Raw genomic sequence first — 16,657 nt, 5'->3', positions numbered from 1 at the left:
CAGGCAGTGAAAAGCCATGCTCCAACGACAGGAGACAGGGGCATGGCTGGGGGATGTCTGGCTTTACGGCGGGACAATCCCCTCTCGTGCTCCCGGACCTGTTCGACAGGGCCGCGTCGACGGGAGGAGAAAGACAGCGTGACGGGTGTTCGGTGCTCCATCCGGCAGCGGGGGAAAAGCCTGCCGTGTTCCAAGGTGATAAACCGAATACCGAAGTTTTATTTCGAACACAAGCGACGCTGAGCCCGCTTGCACGCTGGGCAGGTTCGAAACTGAAAGACAGACATCAATTTCAGACGGCCCGGTTGGAATCCTTCAACACCCCGGAAGGAGAGAGACAGCCCGTCGCGTGGGATGCGCACCGCCGGAGCACGGACGTTTCGCGCCGTGGGTTGTGGTGCGGTGTGGGGGAGGGTTCGCCGTGTTCCGGGCAGGGCGCTTTGGACCCGTGTCCACTTGCGGCGTGCTGAGAGGACATCCCCTTTGCCGCCGACTTGCGATGACGGGAGAATCAGGCAGAAACCCCGTCCGCAATGTTCGTATTTTTCCAGCAAGCCCGCCGCGCGGCGGCCATGAGGCCGGTCGAGTGACGCACCCCATGTCGCGCCCCGACTCCGAGCAGGTGCCCCGGAGCGAGCGCAAGCCGCTGTACGTGAAGGTGGTGACCCAGCCGGCGTTGCATGGCTGCTGGTCCGTGAACATCAGCGAGACGGGCATCGGGCTCATCGCCACGCCGCGCAGCCCCTCCGAGGGCCCGCGCGAGAACGAGCCGGTGGAGATGGCCTTCTCGCTGCCGGACACGGGCGCCCACGTGCGGGTGCACGGCACGGTGCGCTGGCGCCACGACACGGCGGGCGTCGGGGGCACCGTCGCGGCGCTGGGCATCAGCTTCGGCGCCTTCGACGCGGCGGACGGCGTGAAGCTGGCGCGCTACCTGGCCTCGTCCCACCTGCAGGTGGTGGCCGCCTTCGCCTCGGATGACGAGACGCGCGCGGTGCGCCAGGCCCTGGACGGCGTGGCCACGCCGCACTTCGCCGCCACCGCGGAGGACGTGCACGCGCTGCTCACGCGCGGGGACATGGCGGTGCTGTTGGTGTGCGGCCAGGACGAGTCGCGGGCGCTCGCGCTGGTGGAGTCCCTGGCGGAGCTGCGCGCGGAGGTGGACCCCACGGGGGCGGGGCCGCCCAGCGACCTGGCCTCGCGCATCGTCTACTGCGCCCCGGCGGCCCCGGAGCGGCTGGTGGCGCTCTTCAACTCCGGCCGCATCTACCGGGCGCCGGGCGCCTGGCCGGACCCGGAAGCCATGCGCGAGGCGGTGCTCCAGGCAGGGCGCGAGCACGGCTTCCGCACGGAGCAGTGGCGCATGGCGCTGGAATTGGAGCGCAACCTCATGCGCGAGCGCGCGCTGGCCCAGACGCCGGTGGTGGGCGTGGGCCGCCACGGGGAGGACCTGGGCTTTCGCAGCCCGCCCATGCAGCGGGTGATGGAGATGGTGCGCCTGGTGGCCCCCCACCGGGTGGCGGTGCTGCTGCAGGGCGAGACGGGCACCGGCAAGGAGGTGCTGGCGCGCATCCTCCACCGCCTCTCCGGACGGGGGGACCTGCCGCTCGTCGTCCAGGACTGCGGCGCGCTCACGGAGACGCTGCTGGAGAGCGAGCTGTTCGGCCACGTGAAGGGGGCCTTCACCGGCGCGGTGTCGGACCACCCGGGCCTCTTCGTGCTGGCCAACGGCGGCACCATCTTCCTGGACGAGATTGAGAACACCACGCCCAACCTCCAGGCGAAGCTGCTGCGCGTGCTGGAGACGGGCGACATCCGCCCGGTGGGCGGCACCCAGGTGCGCCACGTGGACGTGCGCGTGGTGGCCGCGAGCAACCGGGACCTGGGCGAGGAGGTGCGCGCCGGCCGCTTCCGCGCGGACCTCTTCTACCGGCTCAACAGCTTCACCATCGACATCCCGCCCCTGCGCGAGCGCCCGGAGGACATCCCGGAGCTGGCCCGCGCCTTCGTGGAGCAGTTCAACCGCACCCTCAAGCGCTCCGCCACGGGCGTGGCCCCGGACGCGGACGAGGTGCTCCACGGCTACGGCTGGCCGGGCAACGTGCGCGAGCTGCGCAACGTGGTGGAGCGGGCGGTGCTCCTGTCCCGGCCCGGGGAGATGCTCACCCGGCGCCTGTTGCCGCCCGCGCTCCTCAACACCACGCTCCCCCGCGCGGACCCCACCGGGGATGGTTCGCTGAGGGCCCGGCTCCAGCAGGTGGAGCGCGACCTCATCCGCGAGGCCCTGGAGCGCCACGGCGGCGTCCTGCGCCGCGCCGCCGTGGCCCTGGGCATGGACCCCGTGACGTTGGGCCGCCGGGCCCGGCGCCACGGGTTGTGGAAGCCGGAGTAGCCCTCCGCCCTCCACGCTTTCGTCAGTGCGCCCGCATCCACTGGAGGATGGGCTGCCACACGCGCACGCGCGCGTCCCGGGCGAGGAACAGGTCGGCGTGGCCGAAGTCCAGCGCGCGCTGCGCTTCCGGCCGGTTGCGCACGATGATGTGGGTGACGTCCGTGCTCCCCAGCAGGCGCGTGGAGTACTCGCCGTAGCGGCCCACGCCGCCCGCCGCGCCCACGTACAGCACCGGCACCTTCACGTCCTTCAGGTGGTCGTCGTAGGGCACGTTCAGGCCGCAGAGCTGCTTCTCCGTCTCCACCACCTCGTTGAGGCTCTGGTAGGGAGCCGCCAACTGGAAGTAGTCGAACAGGGTGGGCTCCGGCGTGAAGGCCGTCTTGTCGGGCTTGCCGGCGGTGTCCGGAATGCTGCCCGCCAGGTGGTAGTCCGGCGTGATCGGCTGGAGCGGGTCCAGGAGGGTCCCGGTCTGCCCGGCGGCGATGACGGCGACCTTCCGGTTGGTCAGCCCCGCGAGCGCCGCCGCCGGGTTGGGAGGGATGCTGTTGGGATACTGGTCCGCCAGCCAGCCGATCTGCTTCACCGGCAGCCCCGCCCCGGGCCCCAGCAGGCCCCCTTCCGTGCGGCCCTCGTCGCGGGCGGTCTGGAGCACCTGGTACCGCTGGCACGCCCACTCGCGCTGCTGGGCCGCGTCTGGCCCGTAGCGCAGCACCATGTCCATGGGCACGAAGCCGTCCACCCGGCGCAGGGCGCGCGGACGCTGCGACTCCGCGTCCAGGTACGCGTACCCGATGGTCGCGCCCCGGCTCCAGCCCAGCAGGAACATCCGGTCATCGCCGCCGCTTCCGGTCAGCCGCCGCACCACCTCCGCCAGCGCCAGGCCCGTGCCCACGTCCTTCACGTGCGTCTGGATGCTCCAGTCCGCCATGAACTCGAAGTCCGTCTCCTCCTCCGGCACCGCGACCCAGCGCAGGTCCAGGCCCCACACGTCCACGTCCTGGCTCGCCAGGAACGCCGCCAGGGAGCGGTTCTCCGGCATCGTCGTCACGCAGCTGTTGGTGAGGAACGCGGGCGCGAAGCCCCACAGGTCCCCGTGCACCATGAACACCGCCCGGCTGCTGCGGGCCGGAATCCACGGGCGCGACTCGCGCACCACGCGGTGCACGGTGATGGCGTCGTACCTCCCCGCGCCCACCCGCACCTTCCAGCTGTAGTGCGCCAGGCCGCCGCCCAGCGCCTCTCGCTTCGTGTTGGAGGCCACCAGGCCCGCCGCCACCAGCGGCCGCGTCCACGGATCCGCCTGAAGTGTCACCTCGTGCGCGTCCCCCGGATTCGCGCGCAGCGCCACGAACAACACCACCATCGCCCACAGGCTCAACGTCCTACGCATACCGACCTCGGATCGCATTGAGGGTCCCCCACGCAGACAAGCGCCAGGCTCTGACACCCGGTGCCTCCCGATGCAGGCCTTCCCAGAGCACCTTCCGCGCCAGGGCCCAAGTAGTTGATTTCATTGGTGTTGCCCCGCAGGGCAAGCTTCACCGGTGAAGGCCGCTGGACGCCGCTCCCAGCACCCTCCGAGTGAATAAACGCAGGACTCCGCGTACTTCAATGCTGAGACATGCGGACCACGAATGGAGCGGGTCCCCTGGGACTGAACGGACACCCCCGCCGGCCCCCCAGGGTGTGTTTGTTCATTCAATCCAACACATACATTTGAAACAGGCAAGTCCTGGATGTTAGGGGAGGACGGCGGGGCAATCGCCCGGGGGCGCCAGGCCGGGAGACAACAGCGGGTCTCACCCTGACTCCCCTCGGAGGGGGAGGACCCATGCCCGAGACCGTCTTCGTCGACAACATCTGGAACGACTTCGCGCACAGCTACGATCAGATGATCCCCGAACTGCCGTGCTACCAGCGGCAGCGCGAGAAGATCCTCCGCGACACCCGGGAGCGCTCCTACGTCATCGACGCGGGGTGTGGCACGGGGCTCGTGAGCGAACCCCTGGTCAGGCGTGGGCAGCGCGTCGTCGGCTTCGACAACAACCAGGCCATGCTGGCCCTGGCGGTGCGCCGCCGCGCGAAGGAGCCGGAGGCGGTGCGCGCCCGCTGGACGCTGTTGCCCGGGGACGTGACGACCTTCCCCCTGGAGGTGGAGGGCGCCGCGGACGCGGTGGTGATGAACAACGTCCTCTTCTACGTGAGGGACCCGGAGGCCGTGCTGCGCGAGGCCTGGACGCACCTGAAGCCCGGCGGCGTGCTGTGCATGACGAGCAACAAGCGGCCCCGGCCCGACCTGGAGCTGGTGCTGAAGAACTCCATCCGGGAATGGGAGTCCCAGGGACGCTGGACGGAGAGCCTCCAGCGCGCGGTGAATCACCACCGCACCTGCGCCCAGAAGCTCACCACGGACCCCAACGAGATGGTCACCTTCCTGGACACGGACCAGGCGGTGAAGCTGCTGGAGAAGGTGGGCTTCAGCGAGGCGCTGGTGGCCGACGGCGACGACTATTACGGCGAGAACTTCTACGTCTGCATGCGCAAGTAGGGAGCCCTGCCATGAGCAACGTGAACCCCCGTTTCCAGCGCAACCTGGGCGTCCTCCACCCGCAGACCATGGACAAGCTCGCCAGCACCCACGTGCTCGTCGCCGGCGTGGGCGGCGCCGGAGGCCAGTGCGCGGTGGACCTGACGCGCCTGGGCTTCGGCTGCCTGACGCTCGCGGACTTCGACGTCTACGAGCGCCACAACATCAACCGGCAGATTGGCTGCTTTGAAAGCACCCTGGGCCAGCACAAGGTGGACGTGGTGGAGCGCATGTGCCGGGACATCCACCCGGACCTGCGCGTGCACAAGGCGAAGGAGGGCATCACCGACGCCAACGTGGCGCACGTGCTCCAGGGCCTGGGCGGTCTGCCGCCGGTGGACTACGTGGTGGAGGTCATCGACATCGCGGGGGCCCGCGCCAAGGAGTCGCTCCACCAGACGTGCCGGGAGATGGGCATCCCCATCATGACCGGGCTGATGCTGGGCTTTGGCGCCGCGCTCCACGTCTTCCAGCCGGACGCGCCGCTCTACGAAGAGCTCTTCATCCTCCCGGACGGACGCATCGACCTGCCCAAAATCATCCCGCACCTGGGCAGCTACATGCTCCAGGAGTACATGGATGCCTGCTACCAGGGAAAGGGCCACGCGCCCACGTGCGTGATTGGCGCCACCACCGCCGCGGGGCTGATGGTGAGTGAAATCATGCGAGGCGTGATGCTGGGGGCTCGCGCGATGGTGTCCTGGCCCGAGTACCTCTACGTGGACCTCTTCGACCACCGCTACGTGCGCGGCACCGTCAGCGCCACCCGTCCGGCCCGCCCGGTGGGGCAGGGCGCGAGGGGCTGAAAGGGTCGCCCGCGCGAAGGCTTCTCTCTCCGGGGCCGGGGGCCCTTCTGAAGGGCCCCCGAATCCCCCCGGGGACTACATCACCACGCCGCGCGACCGCGCTTCGTTCACCAGCTGCGTTCCATCCACGCCCAGCCGCCGGGCGATGAAGCCCGCAGCCCCGTCCGCGTTCTTGTGCACGCGGATGAACTGGTCGTCATACGTGCGCGTGACGATGAGCATCCCCGACACGATGACGCGCTGGAGGTTGTGCTGCAGCTCGTTGCCTTCGATGATGACGTGGATTTCGGAGAACAGCGCCCGCGCGTCCGACAGCATGTTGGACAGGTGCCGCCGCTGTTCGCTGTTGGGGACCGCGGACTTCGCTCCCGCGATTGTCACCAGCACCAACGGCTGCTGCTGGTGCTGTTGGTAGGCGGCCTGCATCTTCTGGAACACCGCCTGAATCTCTTCCGGCGTCGGTGGAGCATCCCAGCGCAGGAAGAACACCTTATCGATGACGTCTGTCTTGTAGACCGGAAGTGCCATGGCGTTCGCGACTCCTTCGTGTCGGACCCAGCGGCCGTCCCGGTCGGTACGCGTCCGGGCTTTCTCCCTGGGCCTGAGGGACATCCTGCTCTTCAGCCGCGGTCAAGAAACTAGCCCTGGAGGCTGACATTGTTGAGACGACACATCGGCTCAGCCCTGACGACGTCACGGACTGTGTGTTCGCCTCGAAGGCCCCCTTGGATGTCAGCTGTTGGATGTTGAACCCAGACGCCGGGGCCGCCCGCCCTGTCTGTCTATTCCGTTCCATGTGACAAGTTTCAACGGCGATTCCCCATGAAAACAAGAAGGCCCTGGGAGCGCGGTGGCTCCCAGGGCCTTCAAGAGACTTCAGGTCTTCAGGTGGAAGCGGTTACCCGCCGGAGACAGTGGTCTCCACCATGTTCGCGTCGCCGTTGATCTGCGCGTCCGTGAAGAGGATGGGGCGCCACTGCTTCTGGGAGTACAGCTGGGTCTGGTCCGCGTGGTGCGGGGACTTGGGGTCGCCAGACTGGCTGTAGGTCAGCACGGCGTTGGCGCTGGGGCCCGCGTTGGTGAACTGGAGCGCCATGATGAAGGAGCTGCCGTTGTTGATGGGGTAGCCCTCCTTCGCCAGCAGGGTGTTGGCGTTGAACGTGGCCGTGTGGGGCTGGGCGAAGTCGAACACCGTGGTGCGGGCGGCGCCGTAGGACATCACGTTGGTGACGCCCTCGCGGTGCATGCCGCCGTGCAGGGGGATGGGGGTGCCCGAGCGGGTGGTGAACTGCACCTGGCCCAGCGTCTTGTCCAGCGCGTTGGTGGAGCGGTTGATGGTGAAGACGGCCTGCGCCAGCTTCACCAGCACCGGGTCGTCACCCGTGGCGGGCGCGGGCGTCACGGTGTTGGGCGTGGCGATGGGGTCGGCCGGGTTGAAGCCAACGGAGAACAGCGGGCCCGCGTTCTGGAGGTTGCCGGAGGTGTACGCGCCCAGGAACTCGCGGAAGATGAACGCGCCCTTCTGGTCCACGTCGTAGCGGCCGTTCCAGGCGGTGAGCAGCGCGCAGGCCTGGCTGATGTCCACGGCGGTGCCGTTGTAGGGCACCGTCGTCTTGCCCGCGCAGCGCTCCACGAGCGAGGCGCGAACCAGCTCCTCCATGCTGCTGCGGTTGCTGAACACGGCCGTCTTCAGCTCTTCGTGGGTGAACTTGCCGTCCGCGCCGGAGGCGCCGGTGGCGCTGACCTCCGTGAGGACCTTGGCGTTCATGCGCGTGCGCGGCGACTGGGGGAAGTTCTCCAGGCCGTGCAGCGGGGAGAAGCCGGTGAGCGGCGCGGCGGGGTTGGCCAGCCAGTAGCTGTCGTTCGCGTTGAAGACGAAGTCCTTGCGCTCCAGCTGCGGCACCTTGGCGAAGGGCACGAGGCCGGGGCTGCGCGAGCCCGGCTCCACCTGCCACTCATTGGCCGGGTCGCTGCCGTTGAGCAGCACGAAGCCCAGGCCCTGGAAGATGCCGGCGGTGATGGGGTTGGAGCCCGTGGTCGCCTCGGTGAGCCACTTCGTGTACGCGTCCTTGGAGAGGTTGGGCGTGGGCGTGGCGTCCGTGTACCAGGCGTTGCCGTCCTTGTCGGCGAACATGGTGTTCACCCAGGGCAGGCCCTGCTCGGTGGCGTAGACGGCCTTGAACTCGGCCAGGCTCTTGGCCTTGTTCATGCCGTGGAACTGGTCCAGGAACTTGGTGTTTTCAATGTTGGCGTCACGCAGCGTGAGCGCCGTCTTGGTGTTCCAGCCCAGCGTGCCGGAGGGGAAGCCCGGCGCGGCCGAGTCCGGGAAGGCGATGATCGGGCCGTAGTGGCTGAACCAGACGGTCTGCGAGTAGTTCGTCAGGGAGCCTTCCGACAGCTTCACCAGGATGGTGAACGTCTTGGAGGTCATCTGGCGCTCTTCGCTGCCGTACTTGTAGACGGTCGGCTTCCCGTCCACGAGCTGCAGCTGGTACATCGTCGCGCGCTGGCCGGAGGAGAACGTGTGCGTCCAGCCCACGTTCTCGTTGAAGCCGATGAGCACCGCCGGCACGCCCATGAGGCCCACGCCGTAGACGTTCATCTGGCCCGGCACGGTCAGCTGGCTCTCCCACAGGCGCAGCTCGCCTTCCCAGGGGAAGTGCGGGTTGGCCATCACCATGCCCTTGCCGTTGTCGGTGCGCTCACCGCCCAGGGCCCAGCCGTTGCTGCCGAAGTCCGCCAGCTTCAGCCGCTGGAGCTCCTCCAGCGACGGCATCTGCGGGCGCAGCGCGGCCTGCTTCGGGTCCACGGACTGTGCGCCCACGGTGGGGGGCGTGGCGTTCGGGATGGTGAGCGCCAGCGCGTTGATGCCCGCCAGCAGCGTCAGGTCCGTGTTGTACGCCAGCAGGTCCACGGTGCTGATGGGCTTGACCCATGCCGCGTTGGCGCACTCGGTGGGACGGGCCTCCGGGGGCGTGTCCTGCAGGTACTTGTTGTAGCCGGCCACGTAGCCGGTGACCATGTCCTGCACTTCCTGCGACAGGGTGGGGAAGGCCGCTTCCGCGCGCCCCATCAGGTCCATGGCCAGGTACGCCAGGTCGCTGGCCACGTGCCTGTTGCCCGCGCCCTGACCCAGGTAGCGCGCGCGCTCGCCGCGCACCTTGAGGATCTGATCCGCAAGGGTACAGACATGGTCCTGCGCGAAGGCATAGCCCTGGCCGAAGCCCAGGCTGGCGTAGGAGTCCGCGGTGATGTGCGGAATGCCGTACGACGTGCGCTTGATCTTCGCCGTGTACTTCGGGGTGGTCGGAGTCGGAGTCGGGTCGACCGGCTCCTTGTCGTCACATCCGGCGCTGGCAACCAGCGCCATGGACGCGATGAGGGAGAAAGAAAGACGGCGGGTCCGGACAGAACGGGACCCTCCGCGAGGAGGAAGATTATCGGGGATGTGCTCGGGCATGGCGGCCCGGAGACTAGGAAGGTGGCGATTCGCCGGTCAATGTTTCTGGGATTTGACTTTTCCACGGAGATGAAACGGACGGATGCGTTGCGTCGTGGGTTTGGGAAAGCCGGAAAGACGGTGTGTGTTACATGTGAGCCATGACGTCCGAGCCCTCGTCGCCGCCCGCGGCCCGCCGCCAGCGCCGCCACTTCTCCATGATTCGCACCTTCGTGCTGGCGGACTTCGTCACGCTCGGCAATGGCTTCGCCGGCGCCGGGGCCATCCTGGCGGCCATGCAGTCGCTGGCCACCAACAACCCACGCTGGTTGTGGGTGGCGTTCTGCCTGATGCCGGTGGCGCTGGTGATGGACGTGGCGGACGGCCGCATCGCCCGGTGGCGCTTCCGCAAGTCGCCGCTGGGCGCGGACCTGGACTCGCTGGCGGACGTCATCTCCTTTGGCATGGCGCCCGCGGCGCTGGCGTTCGCGGTGGGCGTGCGCGGCAACCTGGACGTGGCGGCGCTGCTCTACTTCGTCGCGTGTGGCATCAGCCGCCTGGCGCGCTTCAACGTCACGTCCGCGGAGCTGTCCGACGGCACTGGCAAGGTGAAGTACTTCGAGGGCACGCCCATCCCTACCAGCCTGGTGCTGGTGATGGTGCTGGCGGTGGCGACCTGGCAGGGCCGCATTGGCGACGCGTTGTGGGGCGGGGTGTGGAACCTGGGCCCGCTCCAACTGCACCCGCTGGCGCTGCTCTACGTGGTCAGCGGCAGCGCGATGATCAGCAAGACGTTGCGGATTCCGAAATTCTGAAGTCTTCCGCCGGGGTGGGCGGGGGTGGTGCCATCCAGTGGACGTTCTGGAGGGCAGTTCCCCTGTTTTTCCCACGGTGAGGCGGTTGGCAGTCCCGGGGTGGGTGCCTAGCTTCGCCACCTGATCCGCGAGGGCCACACCCGGAAGGTGTGGCCGCGTTCGCGGCTTCAAGGCTTTTGGGCGAGGCGGGGAGGGAAGGGTGGGTGCCATGACGGGGCGCTGGGGCCTGCTGGGTTTGGTGGTGGTGGGACTTCTGTCGGGCTGCGCGGACCGGGAGCGCTCGTCGCTCGCGGACGGCCGGCTGACGGCGACGCCAGGTGGCGTCGACTTCGCGCGGGTGGCGGTCTTCGACGCTCGCGAATCCACGGTGACGCTGCGCAACGTAGGCCGCGCGCGCATCACGGTGGACGAGGCCTGGGTGGAGGGGCCAGAGGGTGCCTACAAGGCGGAGTTCACCCACGAAGGCCCGCACAGTCTGGTGCCGGGCAGCGAGTGCACGCTGAAGGTGCGCTTCGCGCCGCTGGCGCAGGGCGGTCTGCCCGCGGTGCTGGTGATTCGCTCGGACACGCGCATCGAGCCGCTGATGCGGATTCCCCTCAACGGCGCGGGCGTGGACGCGTGGGCGCGGGTGACGCCGCGCGCGCTGGACTTCGGCCGCATCGAGGCGGACTCCACCAAGACGCTGGGCGTGACGCTGGACAACCCCACGGAACTGCCGGTGATGGTGACGCCCAAGCTGGTGGGCGCGGACAAGGATGAATTCATCGCGGCGCCGGTGACGGTGAACCCGGGCGAGCGCGTGGAGCTGCCCCTCACCTTCAACCCGGTGAAGGTCGGCAAGAAGCAGGTCGCGCTGGCCATCTCGCCCTGCCACGGGTGCGCGGACGTGCCGGTGCAGGTGACGGCGGAGTCGCTGGAGCGCGCGGTGGTGGCGGAGCCGGAGGTGGTGGACTTTGGCGCGGTGCCGGTGGACCGCGACGCCATCAAGGCCTCCAGCCTGCGCAACATCAGCACGGAGCCGGTGACGGTGACGTCGCTCATGCTGGATGGCACGGACGCGTCCTTCAGCCAGAACAACACGGGCCTGCCGCTGGTACTCCAGCCGGGCGAAGTGCGGGCCTTTGAAATCCGCTACAGCCCCGGCCACATGGGCGCGGCCACGGACCGCGCCGTCTACACCGTGGTGAGCAAGCGCCATCCCACGCTGCCCGTGCCGCTGCGAGGCTTTGGCGGCGCGTCCGAGCTGTGCGTGTCGCCGATGATGTACGACTTCGGCGAGCAGCCGCTGGGCTCCAAGGTGCGCGTGGTGGTGAACGTGAAGAACTGCGGCACGGACAACGCGGGGCCGCTCACCATCAACACGCTGGACTGGACGCCGGACGCGACGGGCGCCCAGCTCCAGTTCAACAACAAGCCGGTGACGCTGCCGTTCACCCTGCCGGCCAACGGCGAGCTGAACCTGGAGGTCTTCTACGAGCCCATGCGCGAGGGCAGCGCATCCGGCGCGCTGGTGATGACCACGAGCGCGTTCTCCGCGTCCACCGTGCAGCTGGACTTCTTCGGCAGCGCGAAGGCGCACGCGCCCTGTGAATTGACCGTCACGCCGGAGCTGGTGGACTTCGGCACCCTCCCGCCGGGCCGCGGCGCGGTGCTGGGCGTGAAGCTGGAGAACAAGGGCACGGACCTGTGCCCCGTGAAGAACATCCGCGTCGCCAACGACGGCGGCGGCGTGTTCAAGATGCCCGGCGGCGAGCTCTTCGGCGGCATCATCTACCCGGGGGATTGGTTCAGCTTCCAGGTGGCGTTCCAGGCGCCCTTCACCGGCGGCAGCTTCATCGGTGAGTTGCAGGTGGAGCAGTACAACCCGGTGACGCCGGTGCGGCAGGTGCCGCTGATGGCGAACTCGCAGGAGACGTGCCTGGTGGCGTCGCCCTGGTACCTGGACTTCGGCCTGGGCCGCAAGGACTGCCGCCCGGCGCCGCGCGAGGTGAACTACCTCAACGCGTGCACCACGCCCATCACGGTGTCCAACGTCTTCATCGGGCCGGGCACGACGGACACGGAGTTCGAGCTGTTGGACCACCCGGCGCCGCCCGCGTTCCAGCTTGCGCCGGGCGAGTCCTTCACGGTGGGCGTGGACTACCTGGCGCAGGTGACGGGAATGAACCTGTCGCCGCTCTTCGTGGACTCCAGCGACCTGGCCATCCCGCTGATGGTGCCGCTCATCGGTGAGTCGTCGAAGAAGACGGACAAGACGGACACCTTCGTGCAGCAGGACGTGAGCAAGGTGGACGTGCTGTTCGTCGTGGACAACACGGCGTCCATGGTGGAGGAGCACCCGAAGCTCGTGTCCGCCATCCCCGCGTTCGTGGACGCCGCGCGCAACAAGGCGGTGGACGTGAACATGGCGGTGACGACGACGGGCATCTCCGCGGTGTCCGGCGCGTGCCCGGGCGGCGCGCTGGGTGGCGAGGCCGGCCGCTTCTTCCCGGCGGACAACAGCCGCCAGCGCATCCTCACCCTGGGCACGGCCAACGTGACGCAGGTGCTCCAGCAGAACGTGCAGGTGGGCCAGTGCGCCCAGGTGGAGCAGGGCTTTGAAGCGATGCGCCGCGCGCTGACCTCTCCGCTGGTGAACAACGTGGATGATCCGCGCACGCCGCTGGCCAACGACGGCAACGCGGGCTTCCTGCGCGACTCCGCGGCGCTGGTGGTGGTGTTCGTGGGCGACGAGGACGACCACTCGCCGGACGCGGTCTCCACGTACGTGCAGTGGGCGCAGCAGCGCAAGGGTGAGAACCAGCCGCAGCGGGCCACGTTCTTCGCCATCGCGCCCACCAAGACGTCCTGTGCCACGGCGGGCGGCACCGGCACCCGGTACGCGGACGCGGCGGCGCAGACGGGCGGCGAGGTGCTCAACGTCTGCGCGGCGGACTACGCGCCGCTGCTCCGGCAGGTGGCCAGCAAGGCGTTCAGCGCGCAGGACCGCTTCCCGCTGAGCGAGGAGCCCGACGCGGGCACGGTGGTGGTGACCGTCAACGGCACCGCCACCACCAGCGGGTGGACCTATGACGCCGCGTCCAACAGCGTGGTGTTCAGCGTGGTGCCGCCGCCGGGCTCCAAGGTGGCCGTCACCTACCGCCGCGCCTGCGCCAACGACTGAACGGTGAAGAAGCTGTGGGTGTGGACCCCGTGACGGGCCGGCCATCCGGCCCCGAACGGGGGTGTCAGACCCCGGTGCTACAGCACTGCATCTGCCTGTGCGGATGACCAGAAAATTGGAGGCGCTCCCTCGGTGTGTACCCTGCGGAGCGTCTGCACGCTGTTGCCCTGGAGGCGCTGTGAGCACCTGGATGCCCGATGAGCCCCTGAAGTCCTCTCCGCGCGCCGGTGCGCCGGGACTGCGGGTCATCCGTGGAGAGGGGCAGCGCAAGCAGGAGCCGCTGGCGGACCGGAACGCGGTGGCCCGGGTCCTGATGGAGGCCGGGGCGGACATGCTCCTGCGGCGCATCAGCCCCGTGAGGGCGCAGGAGATCGAGCGCAAGGTGGACCGGGTGCTGGACCTGTTCGACCGGGTAGACGCGGCCCCGGTGCTGATGCCGGTGCTCAAGCGGCACCTGGACGAACTGGAGGCCCTGATGCGGGAGACCCGCGAGGTCCGGGCCGCCCGGCGCTAGGCACACGCCCGGTGGAGCCGGGAAAAGCCCAGGGGGATTCGATGTTTGATTCCCCTGGCCCGGCCGCTTACGCTTGGGGTTCGCCTCCTCGCGTCCGGCCGTGTCCATCGAAACCTACGGCAGCTACCAGCTCCTGAAGCGCCTCGCCACGGGCGGCATGGCGCAGATCTACCTCGCACGTCGGCCAGGTTCGGATGCTCCGGACAAGCTGCTGGTGTTGAAGCGGATCCTCCCGCACCTGTCGGAGAACGACGAGTTCGTCCGGATGTTCCTGGACGAGGCGCGGATCGCGGCCCGGCTCGCTCACCCCAACGTCGTGCAGATCTACGACCTGGGCGCGGAGGGGGACACCTTCTTCATCGCCATGGAGTACATCCATGGCGTGGACGCGCGCCGGCTCTGGAAGCGCTCGGAGACGGCGGGCCGTCCGCTGCCGGTGCCCCTGGTGTGCCGCATCCTGCTGGAGGCGTGCGCGGGCCTGGACTACGCGCACAAGAAGACGGACGCGGCGGGGCGCCCGCTGGGCATCGTCCACCGGGACGTGTCGCCGCAGAACATCCTGGTGACGTTCGACGGCGGCGTGAAGGTGGTGGACTTCGGCATCGCGAAGGCGGCGGATCAGGCCACCGTCACGCGCTCCGGGGTGCTCAAGGGCAAGTATTCGTACATGTCGCCGGAGCAGGCCGCCGGGCAGCGCGTGGACCGCCGTTCGGACGTGTTCGCGCTGGGCGTGGTGCTGCATGAGCTGCTGACCGGGGGGCGCCTCTTCAAGCGCCACAGCGACATGCTGACCCTGTCGGCGGTGGCGGAGTGCAACGTCCCCGCGCCTTCGCAGGTGGCGCCCCGGGTGCCGGCGGAGCTGGACGTCATCGTGCTCAAGGCGCTCGCGAAGGAGCCGGACGCGCGCTTCCAGCACGCGCAGGAGCTGCAGCGGGCGCTGGAGGGGTGGCTCGCGTCGCAGCCGCAGCCGTGCGGCACGGCGGCGGACCTGGCCGGGTACATGGGGGAGTTGTACGCGGACCGCCTGACGGAGGAGGCGCGCTCCGGCGAGGTGCAGGTGACGGACGAGGAGGCGGGAGTGGCTCCGGCGCCCGCGCCGCGCCGGTCGGTGATGCGGCCCGCGACGGCGCCGGGGCGCACGGAGAACGAGCCCACCACCACGCTACGTCCGAACCGGCCGAGCCGTCCCAGTGGGAAGGTGGAGGCGCGCCGCGAGGACGCGGAGGCGGGTGGGGCTCGCTCGGAGGTCCGGGGCCCGGATACCCGTCCGGAAGGCCGCAACGCGGAGGCGCGGGTGGACGCGCGCAACGCGGAGGCCCGCTCCGTCGACGCCCGCCCGGAGCCCCGCTCCGAGGTTCGCAATGCGGATCCGCGAGTGGACTCCCGCGCTGTCGATGCCCGGCCGGAGCCTCGCTCGGAAGTCCGTAACGCGGACCCGCGCGTGGAGGCCCGCGCCGTCGAAGCGCGGCCGGAGCCCCGCTCCGAGGTCCGCAACGCCGACCCTCGCGCCGAGGCCCCCCGGGGCATGACGGGCTCGCGGCGGGCGCTGGAGTCCCCGCCCTCGCGGAGCACCCGGCCGGTGCGCCTGGAGGAGCCGTCCCTCCCGACGGTGACGCAGGACGAGGACGGTCCCACGCTCGCGATGGTGGACACGCAGCGGAAGCTCTCCGGCGGGTTCCAGATCGAGGAGGACGGTCCCACGCTCGCGATGGTGGACACGCAGGGGAAGCTCTCCGGCGCGTTCCAGATCGAGGAGGACGGCCCCACGCTCGCGATGGTGGATACGCAGGGGAAGCTCTCCGGCGCGTTCCAGATCGAGGAGGACGGTCCCACGCTGGATCATCGCTCCCTGACGGCGACGCTGACCCGGGATGACGAGGACGACTCGACCCTGGACATGCGCTCTGTCTCCCGCGCGGACGTGGACGAGGGCCCCACGCAGGACCTGCGCGCCGTGCCGCGCTCCGAGATTCCAGCTCCCCGTCCGGGCGGGCCCACGCCGTCCGGTGAACACCGCGGCCACCGGCTCCCGGTGCCCGCGCCCCACGCGACCATCGAGGAGATGACCGCGTCCACCGCGCCGCGCTCCGCGTCGCGTGCGCCCATGCCTGGCGCGTGGGTGCCGCCGGCCCGCACCGGCACGCTCACCGAGCAGTCCGCCGTGGAGTCGCCCAAGCGCCGGGGGCTCCTGTACGGCGCCATCGTGCTCGTCGCGATCCTGGTGGGCGTCGCCCTCGTGTGGAGCCTGGGCCCGGGCGCCAGCGGTGTGCACGTGGCGTCCGAGCCCGCGGGCGCGCGCGTCGTCTTCGAGGACCGGGTGCTCCCGGAGCGCACGCCGCTGACGCTGCCGACGGTGAAGCCCGGCCGCTACTGGGTCGTGCTGATCAAGGAAGGCTACCGCGAGCTGCGCACGCAGGTCGTCATCCCGCCGTCCGGCCGGCTCGACGTGGGGCCGCTGAAGCTCGTGCCGATGCCGTCGTCCGGAAAGCCCGGCACGGAGCCGCCCGCGTCGGCGCCGCCGGCTCCAACGACACCGGAGCCCGGCGTCGGACCTTCCGGCGTGGCCGCTCCCCGTGAGCCGGACGCCGCGGCCCCCGAGGTGAAGCAGGTCCAGGAGCCCGCTGGCGCCCAGGCTCCCGCGCCGGTGGTGAAGACGCCCGTCGCCACGGCGGCCACGGTGGTGCCTGCACCGGAGGTGCGTGAAGCCGCGCGCGCCGTGGAGCGGGCCGCGTCGGTGAGCTTCGTGGTGACGCCCTGGGCGGAGGTGTCATGCAACGGCCGCAAGCTGGGGGAGACGCCGTTCCAGCCGGTGGAGCTGCGGGTGGGTTCGTATGACTGCAAGTTCACCAACCCCGAGCTGAAGCGCACTGTCAGCCGCCGCATCGAGGTGCGTCCCATCGACCTCAACGTGGTGACGGTCAAGTTCGAGTAGGCGTGGCCT

Annotated in this window: 10 protein-coding genes; 7 read left to right on the top strand and 3 right to left on the bottom strand. The window is 69.6% G+C overall.

Features of this window, described 5'->3' with window-relative positions; all coding sequences use genetic code 11:
- Window positions 1-598 precede the first annotated feature (598 nt).
- Complete coding sequence (locus D7X99_RS00450) at window positions 599-2,392, top strand: sigma 54-interacting transcriptional regulator (protein ID WP_121776036.1); 1,794 nt, start codon at window positions 599-601, stop codon at window positions 2,390-2,392.
- 22 nt (window positions 2,393-2,414) lie between these two features.
- Here the strand turns inward: D7X99_RS00450 and D7X99_RS00445 are convergent, their stop codons facing one another.
- Window positions 2,415-3,782, bottom strand: coding sequence for a hypothetical protein (locus D7X99_RS00445; protein ID WP_121775959.1), 1,368 nt, complete (start codon window positions 3,780-3,782; stop codon window positions 2,415-2,417).
- A gap of 441 nt (window positions 3,783-4,223) precedes the next feature.
- On the opposite strand from D7X99_RS00445, the gene D7X99_RS00440 reads away from it, so the two are divergent.
- Window positions 4,224-4,940: a class I SAM-dependent methyltransferase gene (locus tag D7X99_RS00440; protein ID WP_121775958.1), complete on the top strand. Its 717-nt coding sequence runs from the start codon at window positions 4,224-4,226 to the stop codon at window positions 4,938-4,940.
- Between the two features lie 11 nt (window positions 4,941-4,951).
- Entirely contained in the window at window positions 4,952-5,785 is an 834-nt protein-coding gene (locus D7X99_RS00435; RefSeq protein WP_121775957.1) for a ThiF family adenylyltransferase, read from the top strand.
- Window positions 5,786-5,860: 75 nt separating this feature from the next.
- Here the strand turns inward: D7X99_RS00435 and D7X99_RS00430 are convergent, their stop codons facing one another.
- Both D7X99_RS00430 and D7X99_RS00425 read right to left on the bottom strand, forming a co-directional pair.
- Window positions 5,861-6,313 (bottom strand): DofA protein, encoded by a 453-nt coding sequence (locus D7X99_RS00430; protein ID WP_120581340.1) that lies wholly within the window; start codon window positions 6,311-6,313, stop codon window positions 5,861-5,863.
- A gap of 370 nt (window positions 6,314-6,683) precedes the next feature.
- Window positions 6,684-9,155, bottom strand: coding sequence for an acylase (locus D7X99_RS00425; protein WP_233613015.1), 2,472 nt, complete (start codon window positions 9,153-9,155; stop codon window positions 6,684-6,686).
- Between the two features lie 230 nt (window positions 9,156-9,385).
- Between D7X99_RS00425 and D7X99_RS00420 the strand changes: the two genes are divergently transcribed.
- The 4 genes from D7X99_RS00420 to D7X99_RS00405 all read left to right on the top strand — a co-directional run bounded on the left by D7X99_RS00420 (window position 9,386) and on the right by D7X99_RS00405 (window position 16,648).
- Window positions 9,386-10,039: a phosphatidylcholine/phosphatidylserine synthase gene (locus tag D7X99_RS00420; protein ID WP_121775955.1), complete on the top strand. Its 654-nt coding sequence runs from the start codon at window positions 9,386-9,388 to the stop codon at window positions 10,037-10,039.
- Window positions 10,040-10,247: 208 nt separating this feature from the next.
- The gene (locus D7X99_RS00415) at window positions 10,248-13,202 is read left to right on the top strand and encodes a choice-of-anchor D domain-containing protein (RefSeq protein ID WP_121775954.1); all 2,955 of its coding nucleotides are present in this window, start codon (window positions 10,248-10,250) and stop codon (window positions 13,200-13,202) included.
- A 190-nt stretch (window positions 13,203-13,392) separates the two neighbouring features.
- Complete coding sequence (locus D7X99_RS00410; RefSeq protein ID WP_120578020.1) at window positions 13,393-13,716, top strand: hypothetical protein; 324 nt, start codon at window positions 13,393-13,395, stop codon at window positions 13,714-13,716.
- A gap of 100 nt (window positions 13,717-13,816) precedes the next feature.
- Entirely contained in the window at window positions 13,817-16,648 is a 2,832-nt protein-coding gene (locus tag D7X99_RS00405; RefSeq protein ID WP_121775953.1) for a protein kinase, read from the top strand.
- Window positions 16,649-16,657: the final 9 nt, after the last annotated feature.

It is taken from the genome of Corallococcus sp. AB032C, from assembly GCF_003668935.1.
GTDB lineage: Bacteria > Myxococcota > Myxococcia > Myxococcales > Myxococcaceae > Corallococcus > Corallococcus exiguus.
The sequence above is the reverse complement of the archived record's forward strand: the minus strand, read 5'-3'. Positions and strand labels throughout refer to the sequence as shown.